This is a genomic window from Bifidobacterium scardovii JCM 12489 = DSM 13734, assembly GCF_001042635.1.
Taxonomy (GTDB): domain Bacteria; phylum Actinomycetota; class Actinomycetes; order Actinomycetales; family Bifidobacteriaceae; genus Bifidobacterium; species Bifidobacterium scardovii.
Genome location: NZ_AP012331.1, coordinates 1,038,090 through 1,055,384, shown reverse-complemented (window position 1 = coordinate 1,055,384; position 17,295 = coordinate 1,038,090). Strand labels below are relative to the sequence as shown.

The following is a 17,295-nucleotide window of genomic DNA, read 5'->3' as shown; positions in this document are numbered from 1 at the left end:
CGAGAACGAATATGAAAAGGCGGCAGCCGGAGGAGGTCGGCTGCCGCCTGATGGGCATGGGCATGGATTCAGGGCAGCGAATCCACACCGCTGAGGATGGGCGACGGTAGGAGGAACCGCCGTCACCCACGTATGGGGTTATTCGGCGTCCGGCTCGGGCGTATCCGTAGTGGGCGGCGCAGTCACGCCGGCAACAGCACCGGCCCCGGTACGGCGACGGCTCACAAACCGCTTGATGGCAATCGCCTCAAGTCCAACCAGCGCCACGCCCAGCACCACGTCGGCCACGATCATCGCAATTTGCCATGCGGGCATCGGGTCAGCGGGCTCACCGTCCGCGTATCGCCAGCTGTTGACGGCTGTGTACAGGATGTTGTGCACGGCCCGACGCATGGCGATCACGGAGGTGGCGGAGTGATCGGTCACATGATTGGTGGTCTCGGTGGAGGCGAGCATGATGTCGGCGTATCCGCGAATCGCCTGATCGGCGGTCTGGTAACCGTAGTTCAGGCCGGAGAAGTGATCGGTTTCCAGCATGCCCTTGAAGCCCCATTCCTCGCGCAATATGGTCTGGTTCAGTCCGACGTGCGCGCTGGCGTAGGTGTTGCCGATGTAGTTGAACGCGCCCATCATGGCCTGCGCGTCGCCGTCGGCCTTGACGACTTCCTCGAACGGACGCAGGTAGATTTCGCGGATTGCCTGCTCGTTCGACCATGTGCACAGCTGCCCGTTGCGCTCGTTTTCCTGCTCGTTCAGGGCGAAGTGCTTGGTGAAGGCGTACACGCCACGGTCGGCCGCGCCAAGCACCTGTTCGGAGGCAAGTCCAGCGGTCAGCACGGGGTCTTCCGAGAAGTATTCGAAGTTACGACCGCCGAATGCCGAACGATGATTGTTGATGGAAGGCGCGTACCAGCCGGACACCTGCATTTCGTGGGCCATGTCACCAATGGTTTCGCCGTACTGGCGGGCCAGATCCTTGTTCCACGAGCAGGCGAGCGCAATGTTGGCGGGCAGGCCGATGGAGCTTACACCGGTGAAATTGTCTTTCAGGGCAGCCGGACCATCCACATCCGACAGACGTATCTTGCCGATGGATTTGATGGCTGTGTTCTGGTAGCCGCCGTTAGCGATGATGTTATCCATCTCATCGAAGGTGAGCTGGTCGAGTAGCTGGTCCCACTGCGCGTTGTCATAGTCCACGCCGCGCAGGTCCACGAGTCTCAGTCCGTTGTTCGCGCCGGTGGTCGGCATCTGGTCATCCGTATTGTCGAATTCGGTGGGATCGTAGTTGCCGATGTTGTAGAACGTGGATTTCACGTCGTCCGACATACTGTAGTCGGCAGGCGCAGCGGTGGCTTCGTCATAGTTGGCGAATCCGTTCGCACGGCTCAGATAGGTCACGTTGCCTTCCGTGTCATCGAACACATTGGTAGCCACGATGGCATCGCCGTTATGCGTGTTGCTGTCGGCAATCGTAGGTGATGGTTTCCGGCACGTTGACCGTTGCCGAATCAATCACGTCATGCGAGTTCTCGTTGATGGACACCGTGTAATCGCCGGCTTCCAGCACATAAGCCTTGGCGTTCTGGTAGTTATAGGAGGCCATGTCATCGTCATCGAATTCGACCGTCACGGTTTCGGATTCGCCGGGTGCGAGTTCGTCGGTTTTCTCTCATAGGCCACGAGGTTGGCAGTGGCTTTTTCGATGCCTCCGTTGGTGTATGGCGGGTTGTAGTAGGCCTCGACCACATCCTTGCCGGTCGTATCACCGGTGTTGGTCACAGTCACGTCGAACGAGACCACGCCGTCAGCGTAAGTCAGGTCGCCCATTTGCTGGCTGAAGGTGGTGTAGCTCAGACCGTAGCCGAACGGGTAGGTTACGGTTGCGTCGCAGTCGATCAGTCCTTCTGCCGCGGCGGTTTCGTAGAACCGATAGCCCACGTAGATGCCTTCCACATAGTTGACGAACTTCGGCGAGCGCACGCCACGCGCGGATTCGACTTCGAATTCAGAGACATTGTCATACTGGAAGGCACCGAAGTTGTCCCAGTTCGGGGTCTGGGTCAGGTCGCCTACGAAGGTGTCGGCGGTGCGTCCGGAAGGGTTCACGGCACCGGTCATAACTTCGCCGAGTGCCGTGAAACCGGCCTGGCCGGGGTGCGGTGCCCACAGCACGGACTTGATTTGCGGGTAATCATCAAGGAATCCGAATTCGAAGGCGTTTGCGCCGTTGTAGACCAGCACCACGTTTTCGAAGTTCGTGGTGACCAGGTCGATCATGTTCTTCTCGCTCTGGCTGAGCTCAAGATAATGGGAGCCTTCGGGGAAGTCCTGATAATCGAAGGAATTGTCGTTGTATGTCACACCGTTCGCGTTCATGTCGGTGGGCAGGTCGAGGCCTTCGCCGCCGACGCGGCCGATAACAATCATGGCGGTGTCGGAGAATTCCTTTTGCGTGTGGCCGTGTTCTGTACGGTTCGGCGGTTGACCGACACCGTGACGACGATGGCGAGCACCAAAAATACCGCAATCGCGATTAATCCGGCCTGGATGGATTGGACGACTGCGATGACGTCATCCATATTGATTTCCAGAATGGTTTCTCCTGTTCTTCGCGTCCGTGCGATGATTCGCAAAGCCTTGGAATCATTGGGATTGTGAGCTGTTCACATTGTTGTGAACGTCATGCCATCATTGTGCTGGATCTGCCTGCGGAGCAACAATGTTCGCCATGCATCGTATAGCATGCGCGTTATGCATAGCTGCACCGTAAACTTGCTCGAACACCAATAATTCCAAGGGTTTATCATTCTCATACCAATTTTTGCAATGCGCACGACCTCACCGATTCGGCCCTAACCTGTCGTTTTGCCCGCATAATCTGACGCCATCGCCTATCGATGTAGCCCCTCCTCACACCAGTACACTGGTTTCACATCCACTTGCAAAGAAGAGGTGCCATGAACAGCGATTCCATCAAGGACATGATGTCGGAGAATCTCTCGACCCCGTCATTTGACCTGCACGCATTACGCATGTTTTTGGCGATCGCGGAGGAATCAAGCATTTCCTCGGCCGCCGACCTACTGCGAATGTCTCAGCCGGCGTTGTCCCGGAATCTGAAGAAGTTGGAACAAGATCTAGGTGTCACCCTTTTCACCCGCGAAGCACGCGGCATCAAACTCACGCCCGAAGGCGCATTCGTGAGGGAGCGAGCGCAGGCCATAGTGGCGATGGCAGATCGTATGGAACGTGAGCTGCACACGGTGCATAGTCGGCTGACCGGATCCGTTGTCATTGGTTGTGCTGAGACATTGAGCATGACACTTCTGGCAGAACGCATCGCCGCATTCCGCATCGCGCACCCTGACGTGCGATTTGATATTCGCACCATGGGTGCCGCACAAGCCAAGCCGCTTATGGAACAAGGCAAATTGGACATGGCACTGCTGTTCGAGCCTGTGGATATGGATCGCTACGACTATGTGCGTATGGAATCGAATGACCGCTGGGGCGCATTGATGCGCAGCAACCATCCTCTGGCAAGCAAGCCGTTCATCCGCCCGAAGGACCTTGACGGGCAAGCGCTGATCCTTCCCGACCGTGATGCGGTACGCGGCCTAGTGATGAGCTGGCTCGGCGACTGGGCCGATACCGTCACGGTTGCGGCCACCGCGAATTTCCTCTCAAACGCGACGGTTCTGGTACATACCGGAGTGGGCATCATCATCGGTATCGACATACCGACCTATGATGCCCAGATGCATTTCATACCATTACGGCCCAAACTGGAGAACAGCACGCTCATCGCATGGAAGAAAGGCCGCCCGACCAGCCCCGCAGTAAGCGCCTTCGCCGATTTTCTCCGAGCCGACTCATGACTGGATGCACCAATCGGCGAGGGAAATGGTCCTATGCCAGTAGTCGGCGTTGATTGGTTTGCCTTGCAACGGCGGGCAATGGCCGAATACCTCGGTTTTGATATCGGCGACGCTTGCACGCAAAGACTTGGTCAAGGTGCGGTCAACCAGCAGTTTGAGCCAGTCGGAGCTGGAACCTTCACAAGTGAGGATAACGCCAAGCCGTTTCTTCGGACCTCGTTCATAACCGTTGCGCAAGGCAATCGGATAGTAGAGACGATCGATTGCGGTGATGAGCCTCGCTTCAAGATTGTTGTAATAGATGGGCGAGATGACGATGATGGCGTCAGCTTGGTGAATCGCAGCGAGTAATTGCGGAAAGTCATCATCGGGCTCATCAGAATGCGCCACTGAATCCTGTCCCGTCGCTATTGGCTGAATATCGAGGTTGCGCAGATTAAGCATAGACGCATTGGCACCTCGAGCAGTCAGTTCGTTTGCCGCGATCGAGGCGATTACATCGCCATTGCCTCCAACAGTGGGAGAGCTAGTAATGATAAGTACATTGTTGGATTGCATGGTGGTTCCTTTGTGATTGGTGAATGATTCAGCGAAGAGAAAGTCGGCCGGACAGCGAGACCCGAATAGGCAGTAACACGAGCAGGATGGCGGCGAATGCACATGCCATGCCGGCAGCGGCACGGATGGATCCGAGAGCGATTGCCGCGCCTCCCGCTGCGGTGCCTACGGCGATGCCGACATTGCCGAAGGCGATGGACATGCCGTTGGCGAAGTCGGGAGCATCAGGCATGGCACCACGAACCGCTGATGGCCGATTCGGGACAGCCGACCAACCATGCCTTTCGCGGACTCCGGTTCTTCATGCATCAGCATACTCTGCACGCTGCGTTTTCCCGCAGACCGGCAATCGCCACGAGTCAACTACTTCACCTCCTGCAGGATCTGGTAAATCTCATCGCGACTGAGGCGAACGCAACAGCCCGGCTGGATGTTGCAGGTGTCGGCCACCTTGCGCAGGATTGCATCGTCATCGGCACCGCCACCAAGCTGGCCGAGCGTGGTGGGAAGCCCGCATTCCTTGATGAACGCGGCAAGAGCATCAATGCCAGCCAGGGCGACTTGGAGTCTATCCTTGTTTTCCGGATCAATGCCCAGATGGCGGTGGCGAATCGGGCGAAACGCTCAGGCGCGGCCGAAACGAGATGACGATAGAGCGCCGGGTGAATGACGGCAAGCCCCTCACCATGGATGCAGTTGGTGAACGCGCCAAGCTGATGCTCGATCTGATGGCATTGGAAATCGGTGACCTTGCCGATTTTCAAGATGCCGTTCTCCGCCATCGCGGAATCCCACATAAGTTCGCTGCGAGCCTCATAATCATCAGGCCGCGCAAGCATCACGCGGATATTGCGAATGATGTTGCGCATAATCGCCTCATTGATGTCGTCGGACACGTTATCGGTACGCGGGGAGCCGAAGTAGGTTTCCATGCAGTGACTGAACGAGTCGAAAGCGCTGGAAATGACTTGGCGGAATGGCACGGACAGGGTGTATGACGGGTCAAGCACCGCGAATACCGGCGCTGCGGAGAACAGCCCACCCTTGATACCGACTTCTTCGTTCGTGATGACAGCTCCCCCGTTCATCTCCGAACCGGTACCTGAAACAGTAGGTACCGCACCGACCGGCAGGGAAGCAGTCGGGAAGCGGTGATCGCGGTATTCCAGATTCCACAGGTCTTCATCGAGTTTGGCCTGTGCGGCCACGGCCTTCGAGCAGTCGATGGTGGAGCCGCCGCCGACCGCAAGAATGAAGTCAACATTGTGTTCGCGAGCGAGAGCCGCGCCTTCCTGCACCTTCGCGTAGGTGGGATTGCCCATGATGCCGCCAAAATCCACGAGATTCTTGCCTGACTCGATGAGGATGGCTGTGATTTCATCATAAATGCCGTTGCGTTTGATGGAGCCGCCGCCGTAGGCGAGCATCACGGTATTTCCCATATTGGGCATTTCTTTGACGAGCGCGTCTCGTACGGAATCTTTGCCAAAGTAGATACGGGTCGGGTAACTGAACGAGAAGTTCTGCATAATATTGCCTCTTTCACTACTTTACGACACACCGTGTTACTTATTTCTCAGTGTGTGGTATAAACAATATAACCGGCCGGAAATTCAAGCAAAGGACAGCAAGAAACAGTATGATGATTACGCCACACAGACATGGATGATGTGGCGTAATCAAGAAAGGAGTATTGCCTATGAACGAATCCGACCTACGAGTATTGAAGACCCGCGCAGCCATACAATCGGCATTCGAGCAGATGATATGCGAGCTTGACTACGATCAGCTTACCGTCAGCGAGCTCGCGTCTCGCGCACACATCAATCGCAAGACCTTCTACCTGCACTACCAGTCCATCGATGAATTGATGGACGAGGTCGTGGTGGAGAGTACGGTCGCGCAGTTCACCAAACAGAACGTTTCCTATGCCAGCCTTGACGACATCGCCGGCATCGTTCGCTTCTATATGACGATGGCCACCAAACAGTCGAAGCTGCACGAACGCATTCTGTGTGAACCGAGCTACCGACCGGTCTACGAGCGCATCAGCCAGCGCATCATGGACTACCGCCGTGAACGCAATCGCGGCGTGCTGGATCTCGATTCGCTCGCCGAGAACATCGTGTACGCTTTCTTCGCGTCGAACTCCCCCACCCTGTATCGCCAATGGGTGGCCGACGGCAAGAAGATGCCGTTGGAGGATTTCATCGAACTGTCGATAGGCCTAATCACCCGCGGCATGTCGTATGCGGTGGAAGGCTACCGCAAGCAGATCGACGCCTGACATGCCTCATGACGTCGGCTCTCCTGTTTCGCCGCATTCCATCGCCTAATATCCATTCCACATCATCCAAACCGTCCATCATCCACGCCTGAAGAAAGGCACTCCCATGACTTCCACGAACCGACCGCGAATCATCATTCTGCGTAAGTCCTTCGCCATCGTCGGCACGGTGATGCTCTCCGGCGCGATGCTTGCCGGCTGCGGCACGAACTCGACAGCCAGCAATGACACAGGCACTGCTTCGACGCCCAATACCAGCGGCCAAAGCGCCGACACCGATCAGCAGACACCGGTATCCACCAGCAACGCGCTAGTCATCTACTTCTCCATGCCCGAGCCGACCGGCACCTACACCAAGGCCGGCGCGAGCCGCGTGGTGCGCGATGGCGAACTGTACGGCAACGTCGAACTTATCGCCAGCCTCATTCAGCAGCAGACCGGTGCTGATATGTTCCGCATCGACACGGTTCAGGAGTATCCGGCTGATCATGACGAGCTCATCGAATTCGCCGTCAACGAGATGAGCAATAACACCGAACCGGAACTGACCGGCAGCATCGCCGATTTCGAGAGCTACGACACGTTCTTCATCGGATTCCCCATCTGGAACGCCGTGCTGCCGATGCCATTGCACACGCTGTTCGACTCCTATGATTTCTCCGGCAAAACCATCATTCCGTTCACCGTGCACGGCGGCTCTGGTTTCGCCGGGACCATCGAACAGATCAAGAATTTCGAGCCGAATGCCACCGTGCTCGACAACGGATTCTCCGTCTCCCGCAATGATGTCGGCGCAGCCGACGCCGATCTGACTGCTTGGGTTGATTCCATCGAAAACTAATTGCTCGCCCCGCTGGCGGGAGCAAAAAACTAACGCAACGCCAATGCCATAGCGTGAGCCTACCCAAAATCACCCTGTTACCCACGAAAAATACCCGCAAAAAGGAGCCAACCATGGCCACTACGACCAACATCCGCCACCATCTGACCGCAATCTTCGCCGCGATAACATTGCTCGCCTGCCCGTTACTCGCAGGATGCTCATCGTCAAGTACCGCGCAGAATCCGTCAGACACGGGTAGTACCCCATCCGAACAATCGGATGGGGCCGCCAATAACACCGATTCCGGCAACCACGACAATGTACTCATCGCCTACTATTCGTACAGCGGCACCACCAAGGCCGTAGCCGAGAAAATCCATGACGCGGTCGGCGGCGACCTAATCGAGATCCAGCCCGCCGAACCATATTCCGACGGTTACGCCGAGGTTGCATCCCGCGCCGAAAAAGAGCACGATGACAATGCGCGGCCAGCCGTGGCAAACACTGTCGAGAACATGGACCAGTACGACACGATTTTCCTGGGCTACCCGATTTGGTACGACACCGCGCCGATGGTGATCGCCACGTTCCTCGAATCCTACGATATGTCCGGCAAGACCATCTACCCGTTCTGCACCAGTTCGCACACGCCGATCGATGACAGCCTCGCCCTGCTCAAGGAAGCGGCCCCGAACGCAACACTTGGCGACGGACTGACCGCGAATTCCGATGCCGACACCGAGGCATGGATCACGCAGGTTTCTTCGGCAATCAACGCCGAGTAACGAGAACGGTCATGCCATACTACCCACATAGCGAGCCTAGCGGCGGCATCGGCGCCACTTCCGACGCCAAAACCGCCGCCCCGGCTCTCGATCCGATTCCCCGTGAACAGCTTGCCTCCATTACCATTGACGACGCAACCCAGCACATCCACTGCCGGTTCTTCGCCTTCGACACCAGCGTGGTCATCGAGTTCGGCCCACACCCGCATCTCGACACCGGCATCGCATTGGCAGGGCAGCTTATTGCCATATGCCGCGAATACGAGCGCCTGTTCTCCCGTACACTCCCCCATTCGGACGTATCACGCATCAACCGCGCGCACGGCGAATGGGTGCGCATCGACCCGCGCACGGCCGACCTCATCGGCGAAGCCGTACACTATTGCACACAAAGCGAAGGTACGTTCGATATCACCATCGGCACCCTGTGCCGGCTGTGGAATTGGAAAGCGCGGCAGGTCCCCAATTCAACCGAAATCGCACAAGCACTGCGGCATGTGAACTACCGCGCCATCGAAATGTCTTATGGCTATTCAGCCGACCAAACCGGCGGCGACAACAGCAACGGCAGCAGCAACGACGACGAAGCATGGTGCCGATTGCGAGATCCGCAGGCGGCCATCGATCTCGGCGGCATCGCCAAAGGCTGGATCGCCGACCGTCTCTGCGAGACGATCCAATTCGCCGGCTACGAGCATTTCCTCATCGATCTCGGCGGCAACACCGTGCTCCACGGACGACCGGCCGACCAGCAACCATGGAATATCGGCATTCCCAATCCACTCGATACCGGCCACTCAATCGCCACGTTGCAGCTCACCGACGTTTCCATCGTCACCAGCGGCATCTACGAGCGCCGGTTCACCGCGGACAACATCACCTACCATCACATCATCGATCCGCACACCGGCTATCCGGCACGCACCAATCTGGTCAGCGTCACCATCATCGCGCGCACTTCACTGGACGCCGAGGGCTATTCCACCACCGTGCTCACCCTCGGCGCTCACCGTGCCGCCCGCTTCATCGCCGCGCACCCGGCGATTCTCGGCGCTCTGCTTATCCGCGATGACGGCACACTGCTGCGATTCGGCATCGGATAGCGACATAATCGGCATAAACGGCATCATGGCCGGCAATCCTTCGCGCATCATCGCAAGCGTGCAGAATGAAGATGCCGTAGAAATGAGCGTGCTCACGAATTGGGTGGCACGCTCTCCTTTTTCCTTTCTTTTGCGGCACTTCTCAGCCCGTTGGCTCTTCGACCGGATTCTCGTAGTATAAATGGCAATCAACCGATGTCACAAGTGTGACAGTTTTGATTCCGTTCAGCAACCACATGCCGGACAGCAAACCGCAAGGAGGATGAGCCCGCTTTTATGAAAGGCCTTGTATATACCGAGATGGGTCGCCCGAACGTTCTGAGGGTCTTGGACGTGAAAAAGCCCATACCGCAACGAAATCAGATTCTCGTGAAGGTAAAAGCGTCTTCGATCAACTCCACGGACTTCGTGCAATTCGAATCAGCAGTGAAGACAGGCAAGGTTTCCGCCTTGTTCCGAATCAAAGAGAAATTAAAAGACAAGAAACTCGGCAAAGTGCTGGGCACGGAATTTGCGGGTATCGTAGCGGAAGTCGGTGCCGATGTTACCGGTTTCAACAAGGGTGATGCCGTGTACGGCATCGCCGACGGCATGCTCGGCGCATGGGCAGAATATGTGTGTGCCGACAGCAACGCCGTGTGCGCCATGCCTGAAACCCTTTCGTTCGAGGAAGCGTCCGCCGTTCCGGTCGCGGGAACCACGGCATTGTCTGCGATACGAAAAGCACAGATAAAGCCAGGGCAACACGTTCTGGTATATGGAGCATCCGGCGGCGTCGGCCAATTCACTGTACAGATTCTCAAAGCGTATGGTGCCACAGTCACCGCAGTATGCAGCACCAAAAACGTTGATACGGCATGGAAATTAGGGGCTGATCACGTTGTGGATTACAAGAGGGAGAACGTTTTCGCTAACGAGAAACAGTATGATGCGATCATCGCCGTCAACGGATTCAATCCCACTCCCGGTTATTCATGTGTTCCGGCACCGGGAACTGACGGCAAAGATTGCGGCGCTGACAGAGGATTTGGAGGAGCTGCGCTCAGAAAAGAATCTGCTTCTGGCGTCGCTGGCCTATACCGAGGAAGATGCCACCGATAAATTTCCTAAAGACATCGCCGCTATGGAGCAGAGCCTGAAACGGCTGGAAGAACAGGAACAGAAATATTCCGCCGAGTTGGATGCTGCCCTGACCGAATATGCCGGGCTTCGGGAACGGGCGCAGGGCTTTGACCCGGTGCAGTTCTATGAGGCGAGGCAGGCCATCCGCCCCGACAAGGAGCAGGAAGCGGAGAACCGGGCACAGCAGGTTTACGGCGAGAAGTACAACCCGCTTTTGATGTTTGACAGCAAAAAGACGGTTTCCCGTATGCTGCATGAAGATGTAGAGCGGCAGGCAGTACGGAGGATGGTGCGGCAAGCGCAGAAGGTACAGCAGACTTTTCAAAAGAAAAAGAGTGAACAGGAACGGTAACCCACCGTTCCTGTTCGATGCTTTCTTACAAGAGACCATTCTATAAATTCATGTACTTTACCTTCTGTTGGAGATTGGTGCTCCCATAGACATTCAAAGTGAACGAAACATTCTTGTGTCCAAGGATTTCGGAGAGGGATTTGATGTCAAACTTCGGTATCTCGATCGCCCGCCCTGCGAAGGTACGCCGGATCTTATGAATTTTCACTTTCCCAGAATGTTACATTTTATTGAATTACGTTAAGGACATAATTCCTAAAATGACCATCCCAAATATTGTTGCTACAACTCCAACAGCTAATAAGATTCCGATTGGCATTCCTACAAATGCAACTGCCCAAAGCACAAACGGATGGTGGCTGAAATATGCTTCCATTTTATCTTCAAGTTCTACTTGTTTGCTTTTTAAAAGAGCAAATATATGTCTATCAGCAAAGTTGCTTTTATTATAGTGATTTATTCCGCATAACTGTCTGGTCATCATTTCAAATACCTCTTTATCAACTCTTTTATGCTTCGGAGTATATCATAAAGTATAAAAAGATAGTGTTAGAGGATACCGAGTGCCATTAATGAGGCATTAAGATTTCTTTCTTAATACAATCTTAATGCCTCAGATGTCTTCTTTACATCACAAAAAGCCCAAATGTGGTATGATCAAAAAAAAATAGAAAAATGGAGTGATGCATCATTGGAAAATATGGAAGGTACTTATAAAGAGCATATAGACAATCAAAGACAAGGGAGTCTGAAGATTTTCTTTGGTTATGCGGCAGGTGTCGGTAAAACCTACGCTATGCTTAAAGCCGCACATCAGGCACAAAAACAAGGGATTGATATCGTAGTTGGGTATATTGAGCGTCACACCAGACCTGATACGCTTGCATTGCTCGAAGGATCAGAACAACTTCCCAACAAAGAAGTTGATTATAAAGGAATTAAACTCAAAGAATTCGATTTAGATGCTTCTCTTAAACGTCATCCTCAAATAGTGCTTGTAGATGAATTAGCACACAGCAATGCGGCAGGATGCCGTCATGCTAAACGGTATCAAGACGTGGAAGAACTCCTGCGGGCAGGCATCGATGTTTATACAACCGTTAATGTTCAGCATTTGGAATCTTTAAATGACTTGGTGGCTTCTATTACACAAGTTGCCGTCAGTGAACGAATTCCCGACTCTGTGTTTGACTCTGCAGATCAAGTGGAACTGGTTGATATTGAACCGGACGATTTAATTGCCCGGTTACAGTCGGGAAAAGTATATCGTAAAAGTCAGGCTTCCCGTGCGCTCAATCATTTCTTTACAAGAGATAATTTGGCGGCGCTTCGTGAAATTGCTTTGCGTCGTACTGCTGATCGATTAAGTCGGAACGCTCAAAAAAGCGGAAATGAAACAGTTGCCAAAGCAGGAGAGCATATTTTAATTTGTCTTTCAAACTCTCCTTCCAACGCCAAAGTAATCCGAACAGCTGCTCGTATGGCAGAGGCATTCCACAGTGGATTTACAGCTTTGTTTGTTGAAACTCCTGAAACAAAAGAATTGAAAGGTGACAGCTTAAAAAGATTACGGGATAATCTTCGGCTTGCAGAGCAATTAGGGGCTCAAATTTCTACTGTTTATGGTGATGATCCGGCTGTACAAATTGCAGAATATGCTAAGGTTAGCGGTATTACGAAAATTGTTCTGGGAAGAACAAATCACAAATCCACAATATTTTTACGGAGTAAGACATTAGCCGACAAATTGACAAAATTAGCTGGAGATATTGATATTTATATCATTCCGGATACTCAGCCGCTCTATAAGAAGAAATTTAATTCACTTCGAAAAGAGGAACCGAAATTTAGGTGGATTGATCTGCTGAAAGTTGTACTGATTACACTTTGTGCAACAATCATCAGTTTTGGATTTTACACCGCTGGTCTTCGGGAAGCGAATATCATTACTGTGTATATTTTGGGAGTTTTACTTACCGCAATTTGGACGCATGGTCATTTATACGGTGCGCTTGCATCACTGCTCAGCGTCATTTCCTTTAATTTCTTTTTTACAGTTCCAAGATTTTCATTAGAAGCCACCGATCCTGACTATCCGGTTACCTTCTTGATTATGTTGGTAGCCAGTATTATTTCTAGTACATTAGCTATCCCTGTAAAAAAACAGGCTCGCCAATCTGCTCAAAAAGCTTACTATATGGAGCTTCTGATGAATAGCAGCCAGAAGATGCAGCAAGGGCGGGATGAACAGGAAATTATTGCTCTTGCAGCAGAACAGGTACGGGCTCTTCTGGATCGGCCGATTTTGTACTCTTTGGTAGTAAAAGAAAAAGAACTTGATTTTCAGGTTTGTCCACAGTCAGAAACCAATAAATTGATTGGAGCAATGACTGCGGAAGAAGTAGGCGTTGCAGACTGGGTTGTAAAAAATAACAAACACGCCGGAGCAACTACTAATACATTATCTCACGCACAGAATCTATATTTATCCGTCCGAGGGAATCAGGAAGTGATGGGCGTGATAGGGATTCCGTCCAAATACTATCCGCCGTTGGATGTGTTTGAGAAAAATTTGCTGATTGCACTTTTAAACGAATGCGGATTGATATTAGAACGCCGCAGACTTCGGGCTGAAAAACAAGCGATTGAAATGGAAACACAGAGAGAACGTCTTCGTTCCAATTTATTGCGTGCGATTTCTCATGACCTTCGTACGCCGCTTACCAGTATCAGCGGTAATGCCGGTGTTTTAATGGAAAAAAGCATTTTGCTGGATGAAAGCAAAAAACAGGAGATCTATAGTTCTATTTATGATGACTCGATGTGGCTTGTAAATCTCACGGAAAATCTTTTGTCGATTACCCGGATTGAAAACGGAACAATGCATCTTCAGATGAATGCGGAACTAATCGACGATGTGTTTCGGGAGGCGATATCTCATGTGGACCGGAAAGCAGCTGAACATGAGATATCGGTAGAGCTTGCGGATGATCTTTTAATGGCGAAAATGGATGTTCGGTTAATTGTTCAAGTGATTATCAACATTGTAAATGACGCCATTAAATATACGCCGGAAGGTTCTCATATCTGTTTATCAGCGAAAAAAGAGAAGAAAATGGTTCGTATCCGTATTGCAGATGACGGACCGGGTATTTCAGATGAAGCCAAGCTGCATTTATTTGATATGTTTTACACGGCAGGTATCGGCAAAGCAGACAGCCGCAGAGGGTTAGGCTTGGGCTTGAGCTTATGTAAATCTATTGTAGACGCTCACGGAGGAGAAATTTCAGTCAGCGATAATAAACCGCATGGTGCGGTGTTCTCCTTTACATTACCTTTAGAGGAAGTGAAATTTGATCATGTATAAACCAAAAATTCTTGTGATAGAGGATGATCCGGCTATCACAAACCTGATACGAACAACGTTGGATACACAGGATTATCAGTATCATACTGCGAAAAATGGAACAGGCGCTCTTTTGGATGCGGTGTCCTATAACGCTGATGTCATTATTTTGGATTTAGGTTTACCGGATATGGATGGGGCTGAAATTATCCAAAAAGTTCGTGGATGGAGCAATGTCCCTATTATCGTCGTAAGCGCTAGAAGCGAGGATCAGGACAAGGTAGAAGCATTAGATGCTGGGGCAGATGATTATTTAACAAAACCATTCAGTATTGATGAACTTTTGGCCCGACTTCGCGTGGCTTTACGCAGAAGCAGGACAGATGAAGCTTCTTCCCAAGTACAAACCAGTGTATACCGCAATGGAGAATTGACCATTGATCTTGCTGCTGGATGCGCATATATGGATGAAAAAGAGATTCATTTGACTCCTATTGAATACAAACTGCTTTGTGTTCTTGCTAAAAATACCGGGAAAGTTTTGACCCATAATTACATTTTAAAAGAAGTATGGGGAATCGCATCTGCATCAGATACACCTTCTTTGCGGGTGTTTATGGCTACTCTGCGGAAAAAGATTGAGAAAAATCCTTCTGCCCCTCAATATATTCAAACACATATTGGTGTAGGGTATCGAATGATACGGCAATAAAGAAAAGTCTATAAATTAAAATTCCTTAATAACGTTGTCCATCTCGCATAAATGGGCAACGTTATTTTTGTTCATCGAGTATGTTTATATAAAAATCCAAGTTGGAAATGTGTACTGTATATCTATGAACAAAAGCTTCATGACTACAAGTAGAGCTTTATCTCCCTCTGATTCTATTCGATAGATAAAAATTTGAAAGCGTCTGACCTGATGGGGCCAGACGCTTTTCTTAATGCAATCTTTATCTGATATAAAAAAAGCTAAGACCAATTTCACAGTAAAACTGCTACAATATTTTGTGTAAAACCAAAGAGGAGGATACCGTTATGATGGATTTTATCATGATAGCAATTTTGGCAGGCTGTGTCGGGCTCGTTTTTTTGTTAATCAGCTGGTGCCAAAAGCAAGTAGATCGAAATGAATAAGGAGGAAAGAACATGATTGTTCTTGGAATTATTGTTTTACTGCTGGGTGGATATTTAGTTTATGCATTGGTACACCCAGAAAAATTTTAAACCAGCAGGAGGAAATTATCATGCTACAAATTATATTGACCATTATCCTTTATCTGATAATGGTAGTTCCAGTAGGTGTTTATGTTTATCATATCGCAGCTGGAAAACATACTTTTGCCGATCCGGTTTTTGACCGTGTAGACGGCGTTATCTATAAAATCAGCGGCATTAAACCGCAAAACGGAATGAACTGGAAAAAATACGCTTTGGCTTTACTTGCAACAAACGGTGTAATGATTCTTCTGGGATACATCATTTTGAGAATTCAAAGTATCGCCCTTTTCAATCCCAACGGAATCGGAGGTATGGAGGAATCCCTTTCCTTCAATACAATTATCAGCTTCATGACCAACACCAATCTCCAGCACTATTCCGGTGAGTCTGGGTTGTCTTACTTATCTCAGATGTTGGTCATTACATTTATGATGTTCGTTTCTGCAGCAAGCGGATATGCTGCTTGTGTTGCATTCATCCGTGGCTTGGCCGGAAAAACAAAAGACAATGTAGGAAACTTTTTCGCAGATCTGGTTCGCATCACTACTCGTGTGCTGTTGCCTTTTTCTATCGTCGGCGGTTTGTTGCTGGTATGGCAGGGCGTTCCGCAGAATTTCTCCGGAAATGTTATGGTAGATACCATTGAAGGAGCCAAACAAGTAATTGCAATGGGCCCTGTTGCAGCATTGGAAATCATCAAGCATTTTGGAACAAACGGCGGTGGATTTTTGGGTGCAAACTCCAGTACACCTATTGAGAATCCAACCATCATTACCAATCTGATTGAGCTTTATTCCATGATGCTGCTGCCGGGTGCGTGCGTTATCACCTTTGGCAAAATGGTGCGTGACCGCAAGCGTGAAATGGCACAGGCAAAGTCTGGTCTGGATGCAGAGCAGGCATTTGAGTCTCAGCGCAAAATTCGCAAGAGCTTTACCGTATGGATGTATGGTCGTGAAGGCCGCAGCATTTTCGCTGCTATGGGTATTATTTTCCTGATTGGTCTTTCTGTATGCTTCTGGGCAGAGAGCCAGGGAAATCCTGCACTTGCGGATGTTGGTTTAAGCCAGTCTATGGGTAGTATGGAAGGTAAGGAAGTCCGCTTCGGTATTGCACAGTCTGCAATGTTTACCACCACTACAACATCCTTTACAACCGGTACTGTGAATAACATGCATGATACCTTAACCCCCTTGGGCGGCATGATCCCGATGCTTCACATGATGCTCAACGTTGTGTTTGGCGGTAAGGGTGTTGGGCTCATGAACATGATCATGTATGCAATCTTGGCGGTATTTATCTGCGGTCTGATGATTGGTCGTACACCTGAATATCTGGGCAAAAAGATTGAAGGCCGTGAGATGAAGCTGACTGCCCTGTGTATCATCATTCATCCGCTGTTGATTCTGGCGTTCTCTGCTTTGGCCGTTGGAACGCAGGCTGGAATGGAAGGAATTACAAATCCGGGATTTCATGGATTTTCTCAGGTGCTTTATGAGTATGCTTCTTCTGCCGCAAACAATGGTTCCGGATTTGAGGGCTTGGCTGACAACACAATGTTCTGGAATATCACCACAGGTCTTGCTATGTTCTTCGGTCGCTATCTCTCCATTGTCATTCAGCTGGCGATTGCAGGATCTTTGATGAAAAAACGCTTTGTGAACGAATTTGCGGGTACCCTGCATACTGATACTGTAAGCTTTGCTGTAATTCTGGTGTTTGTTGTTTACATCTTTGCAGCGCTGACATTTTTCCCGGTACTTGCACTTGGCCCCATTGCGGAACATTTGACCCTTTGGGCATAAGGAAGAACTTTT

General features: G+C 51.0%; 16 protein-coding genes and 1 pseudogene. 11 read left to right on the top strand and 6 right to left on the bottom strand.

What is annotated here, in order from left to right; all coding sequences use genetic code 11:
* Window positions 1-138: 138 nt before the first annotated feature.
* Both BBSC_RS04340 and BBSC_RS13890 read right to left on the bottom strand, forming a co-directional pair.
* Window positions 139-2,451, bottom strand: a pseudogene (locus tag BBSC_RS04340) (glycoside hydrolase family 3 N-terminal domain-containing protein); the annotation flags it as partial.
* Complete coding sequence (locus BBSC_RS13890) at window positions 2,427-2,582, bottom strand: hypothetical protein (protein ID WP_156102382.1); 156 nt, start codon at window positions 2,580-2,582, stop codon at window positions 2,427-2,429. The gene BBSC_RS13890 and the pseudogene BBSC_RS04340, both read right to left, overlap by 25 nt.
* 378 nt (window positions 2,583-2,960) lie before the next feature.
* Here BBSC_RS13890 and BBSC_RS04335 point away from each other — a divergent pair, with 378 nt between their 5' ends.
* Window positions 2,961-3,881: a LysR family transcriptional regulator gene (locus BBSC_RS04335; protein ID WP_081893029.1), complete on the top strand. Its 921-nt coding sequence runs from the start codon at window positions 2,961-2,963 to the stop codon at window positions 3,879-3,881.
* Here BBSC_RS04335 and BBSC_RS04330 read toward each other — a convergent pair.
* The 3 genes from BBSC_RS04330 to BBSC_RS04325 form a co-directional block, all read right to left on the bottom strand.
* Complete coding sequence (locus tag BBSC_RS04330) at window positions 3,876-4,439, bottom strand: flavodoxin family protein (RefSeq protein ID WP_046726142.1); 564 nt, start codon at window positions 4,437-4,439, stop codon at window positions 3,876-3,878. The two genes, BBSC_RS04335 and BBSC_RS04330, sit on opposite strands and share 6 nt — an antisense overlap.
* A gap of 28 nt (window positions 4,440-4,467) precedes the next feature.
* Complete coding sequence (locus BBSC_RS13630; protein WP_144414411.1) at window positions 4,468-4,671, bottom strand: hypothetical protein; 204 nt, start codon at window positions 4,669-4,671, stop codon at window positions 4,468-4,470.
* 136 nt (window positions 4,672-4,807) lie between these two features.
* Window positions 4,808-5,968 carry an iron-containing alcohol dehydrogenase gene (locus BBSC_RS04325; RefSeq protein ID WP_197074449.1) on the bottom strand — a complete coding sequence of 387 codons (1,161 nt, stop codon included), beginning with the start codon at window positions 5,966-5,968 and terminating at the stop codon, window positions 4,808-4,810.
* 170 nt (window positions 5,969-6,138) lie between these two features.
* Between BBSC_RS04325 and BBSC_RS04320 the strand changes: the two genes are divergently transcribed.
* The 6 genes from BBSC_RS04320 to BBSC_RS04300 all read left to right on the top strand — a co-directional run bounded on the left by BBSC_RS04320 (window position 6,139) and on the right by BBSC_RS04300 (window position 10,911).
* Window positions 6,139-6,726 (top strand): TetR/AcrR family transcriptional regulator, encoded by a 588-nt coding sequence (locus BBSC_RS04320; protein ID WP_033519066.1) that lies wholly within the window; start codon window positions 6,139-6,141, stop codon window positions 6,724-6,726.
* Window positions 6,727-6,832: 106 nt separating this feature from the next.
* Window positions 6,833-7,567 (top strand): flavodoxin, encoded by a 735-nt coding sequence (locus tag BBSC_RS04315; RefSeq protein ID WP_051923246.1) that lies wholly within the window; start codon window positions 6,833-6,835, stop codon window positions 7,565-7,567.
* 113 nt (window positions 7,568-7,680) lie between these two features.
* On the top strand, window positions 7,681-8,334 hold the full coding sequence (locus BBSC_RS04310) for a flavodoxin (RefSeq protein ID WP_046726141.1): 654 nt from the start codon (window positions 7,681-7,683) through the stop codon (window positions 8,332-8,334).
* An 11-nt stretch (window positions 8,335-8,345) separates the two neighbouring features.
* Window positions 8,346-9,437, top strand: coding sequence for an FAD:protein FMN transferase (locus BBSC_RS04305; protein WP_051923247.1), 1,092 nt, complete (start codon window positions 8,346-8,348; stop codon window positions 9,435-9,437).
* A gap of 276 nt (window positions 9,438-9,713) precedes the next feature.
* Window positions 9,714-10,538, top strand: coding sequence for an NAD(P)-dependent alcohol dehydrogenase (locus tag BBSC_RS13245; RefSeq protein WP_081893031.1), 825 nt, complete (start codon window positions 9,714-9,716; stop codon window positions 10,536-10,538).
* Window positions 10,539-10,560: 22 nt separating this feature from the next.
* Entirely contained in the window at window positions 10,561-10,911 is a 351-nt protein-coding gene (locus tag BBSC_RS04300; RefSeq protein ID WP_169742222.1) for a hypothetical protein, read from the top strand.
* A 235-nt stretch (window positions 10,912-11,146) separates the two neighbouring features.
* Here the strand turns inward: BBSC_RS04300 and BBSC_RS13625 are convergent, their stop codons facing one another.
* Window positions 11,147-11,395, bottom strand: coding sequence for a hypothetical protein (locus BBSC_RS13625; protein WP_144414410.1), 249 nt, complete (start codon window positions 11,393-11,395; stop codon window positions 11,147-11,149).
* Window positions 11,396-11,557: 162 nt separating this feature from the next.
* On the opposite strand from BBSC_RS13625, the gene BBSC_RS13235 reads away from it, so the two are divergent.
* The 4 genes from BBSC_RS13235 (at window position 11,558) to BBSC_RS04290 (ending at window position 17,283) form a co-directional block, all read left to right on the top strand.
* Window positions 11,558-14,278, top strand: coding sequence for a sensor histidine kinase (locus tag BBSC_RS13235; protein WP_081893032.1), 2,721 nt, complete (start codon window positions 11,558-11,560; stop codon window positions 14,276-14,278).
* Window positions 14,271-14,969, top strand: a complete 699-nt coding sequence (locus BBSC_RS13230) for a response regulator (protein ID WP_081893033.1) — start codon at window positions 14,271-14,273, stop codon at window positions 14,967-14,969. The genes BBSC_RS13235 and BBSC_RS13230 overlap by 8 nt, the downstream gene beginning before the upstream one ends.
* 437 nt (window positions 14,970-15,406) lie before the next feature.
* Window positions 15,407-15,484 carry a K(+)-transporting ATPase subunit F gene (gene kdpF, locus BBSC_RS14460; protein WP_081893036.1) on the top strand — a complete coding sequence of 26 codons (78 nt, stop codon included), beginning with the start codon at window positions 15,407-15,409 and terminating at the stop codon, window positions 15,482-15,484.
* A gap of 20 nt (window positions 15,485-15,504) precedes the next feature.
* Complete coding sequence (locus tag BBSC_RS04290) at window positions 15,505-17,283, top strand: potassium-transporting ATPase subunit KdpA (protein WP_033519069.1); 1,779 nt, start codon at window positions 15,505-15,507, stop codon at window positions 17,281-17,283.
* Window positions 17,284-17,295 lie beyond the last annotated feature (12 nt).

What these genes read in the sequence shown, in the direction of transcription:
- BBSC_RS13245 (WP_081893031.1), top strand. Translation starts at nt 9,714, where the DNA reads ATGAAAGGCCTTGTATATACCGAGATGGGTCGCCCGAACGTTCTGAGG.
- BBSC_RS04290 (WP_033519069.1), top strand. Translation starts at nt 15,505, where the DNA reads ATGCTACAAATTATATTGACCATTATCCTTTATCTGATAATGGTAGTT.
- BBSC_RS04335 (WP_081893029.1), top strand. Translation starts at nt 2,961, where the DNA reads ATGAACAGCGATTCCATCAAGGACATGATGTCGGAGAATCTCTCGACC.
- BBSC_RS04310 (WP_046726141.1), top strand. Translation starts at nt 7,681, where the DNA reads ATGGCCACTACGACCAACATCCGCCACCATCTGACCGCAATCTTCGCC.
- BBSC_RS13230 (WP_081893033.1), top strand. Translation starts at nt 14,271, where the DNA reads ATGTATAAACCAAAAATTCTTGTGATAGAGGATGATCCGGCTATCACA.
- BBSC_RS04325 (WP_197074449.1), bottom strand. Translation starts at nt 5,968, where the DNA reads ATGCAGAACTTCTCGTTCAGTTACCCGACCCGTATCTACTTTGGCAAA.
- BBSC_RS04330 (WP_046726142.1), bottom strand. Translation starts at nt 4,439, where the DNA reads ATGCAATCCAACAATGTACTTATCATTACTAGCTCTCCCACTGTTGGA.
- BBSC_RS04320 (WP_033519066.1), top strand. Translation starts at nt 6,139, where the DNA reads ATGAACGAATCCGACCTACGAGTATTGAAGACCCGCGCAGCCATACAA.
- BBSC_RS04300 (WP_169742222.1), top strand. Translation starts at nt 10,561, where the DNA reads ATGGAGCAGAGCCTGAAACGGCTGGAAGAACAGGAACAGAAATATTCC.
- kdpF (WP_081893036.1), top strand. Translation starts at nt 15,407, where the DNA reads ATGATTGTTCTTGGAATTATTGTTTTACTGCTGGGTGGATATTTAGTT.
- BBSC_RS13890 (WP_156102382.1), bottom strand. Translation starts at nt 2,582, where the DNA reads ATGGATGACGTCATCGCAGTCGTCCAATCCATCCAGGCCGGATTAATC.
- BBSC_RS13625 (WP_144414410.1), bottom strand. Translation starts at nt 11,395, where the DNA reads ATGATGACCAGACAGTTATGCGGAATAAATCACTATAATAAAAGCAAC.
- BBSC_RS13630 (WP_144414411.1), bottom strand. Translation starts at nt 4,671, where the DNA reads ATGCCTGATGCTCCCGACTTCGCCAACGGCATGTCCATCGCCTTCGGC.
- BBSC_RS13235 (WP_081893032.1), top strand. Translation starts at nt 11,558, where the DNA reads ATGTGGTATGATCAAAAAAAAATAGAAAAATGGAGTGATGCATCATTG.
- BBSC_RS04315 (WP_051923246.1), top strand. Translation starts at nt 6,833, where the DNA reads ATGACTTCCACGAACCGACCGCGAATCATCATTCTGCGTAAGTCCTTC.
- BBSC_RS04305 (WP_051923247.1), top strand. Translation starts at nt 8,346, where the DNA reads ATGCCATACTACCCACATAGCGAGCCTAGCGGCGGCATCGGCGCCACT.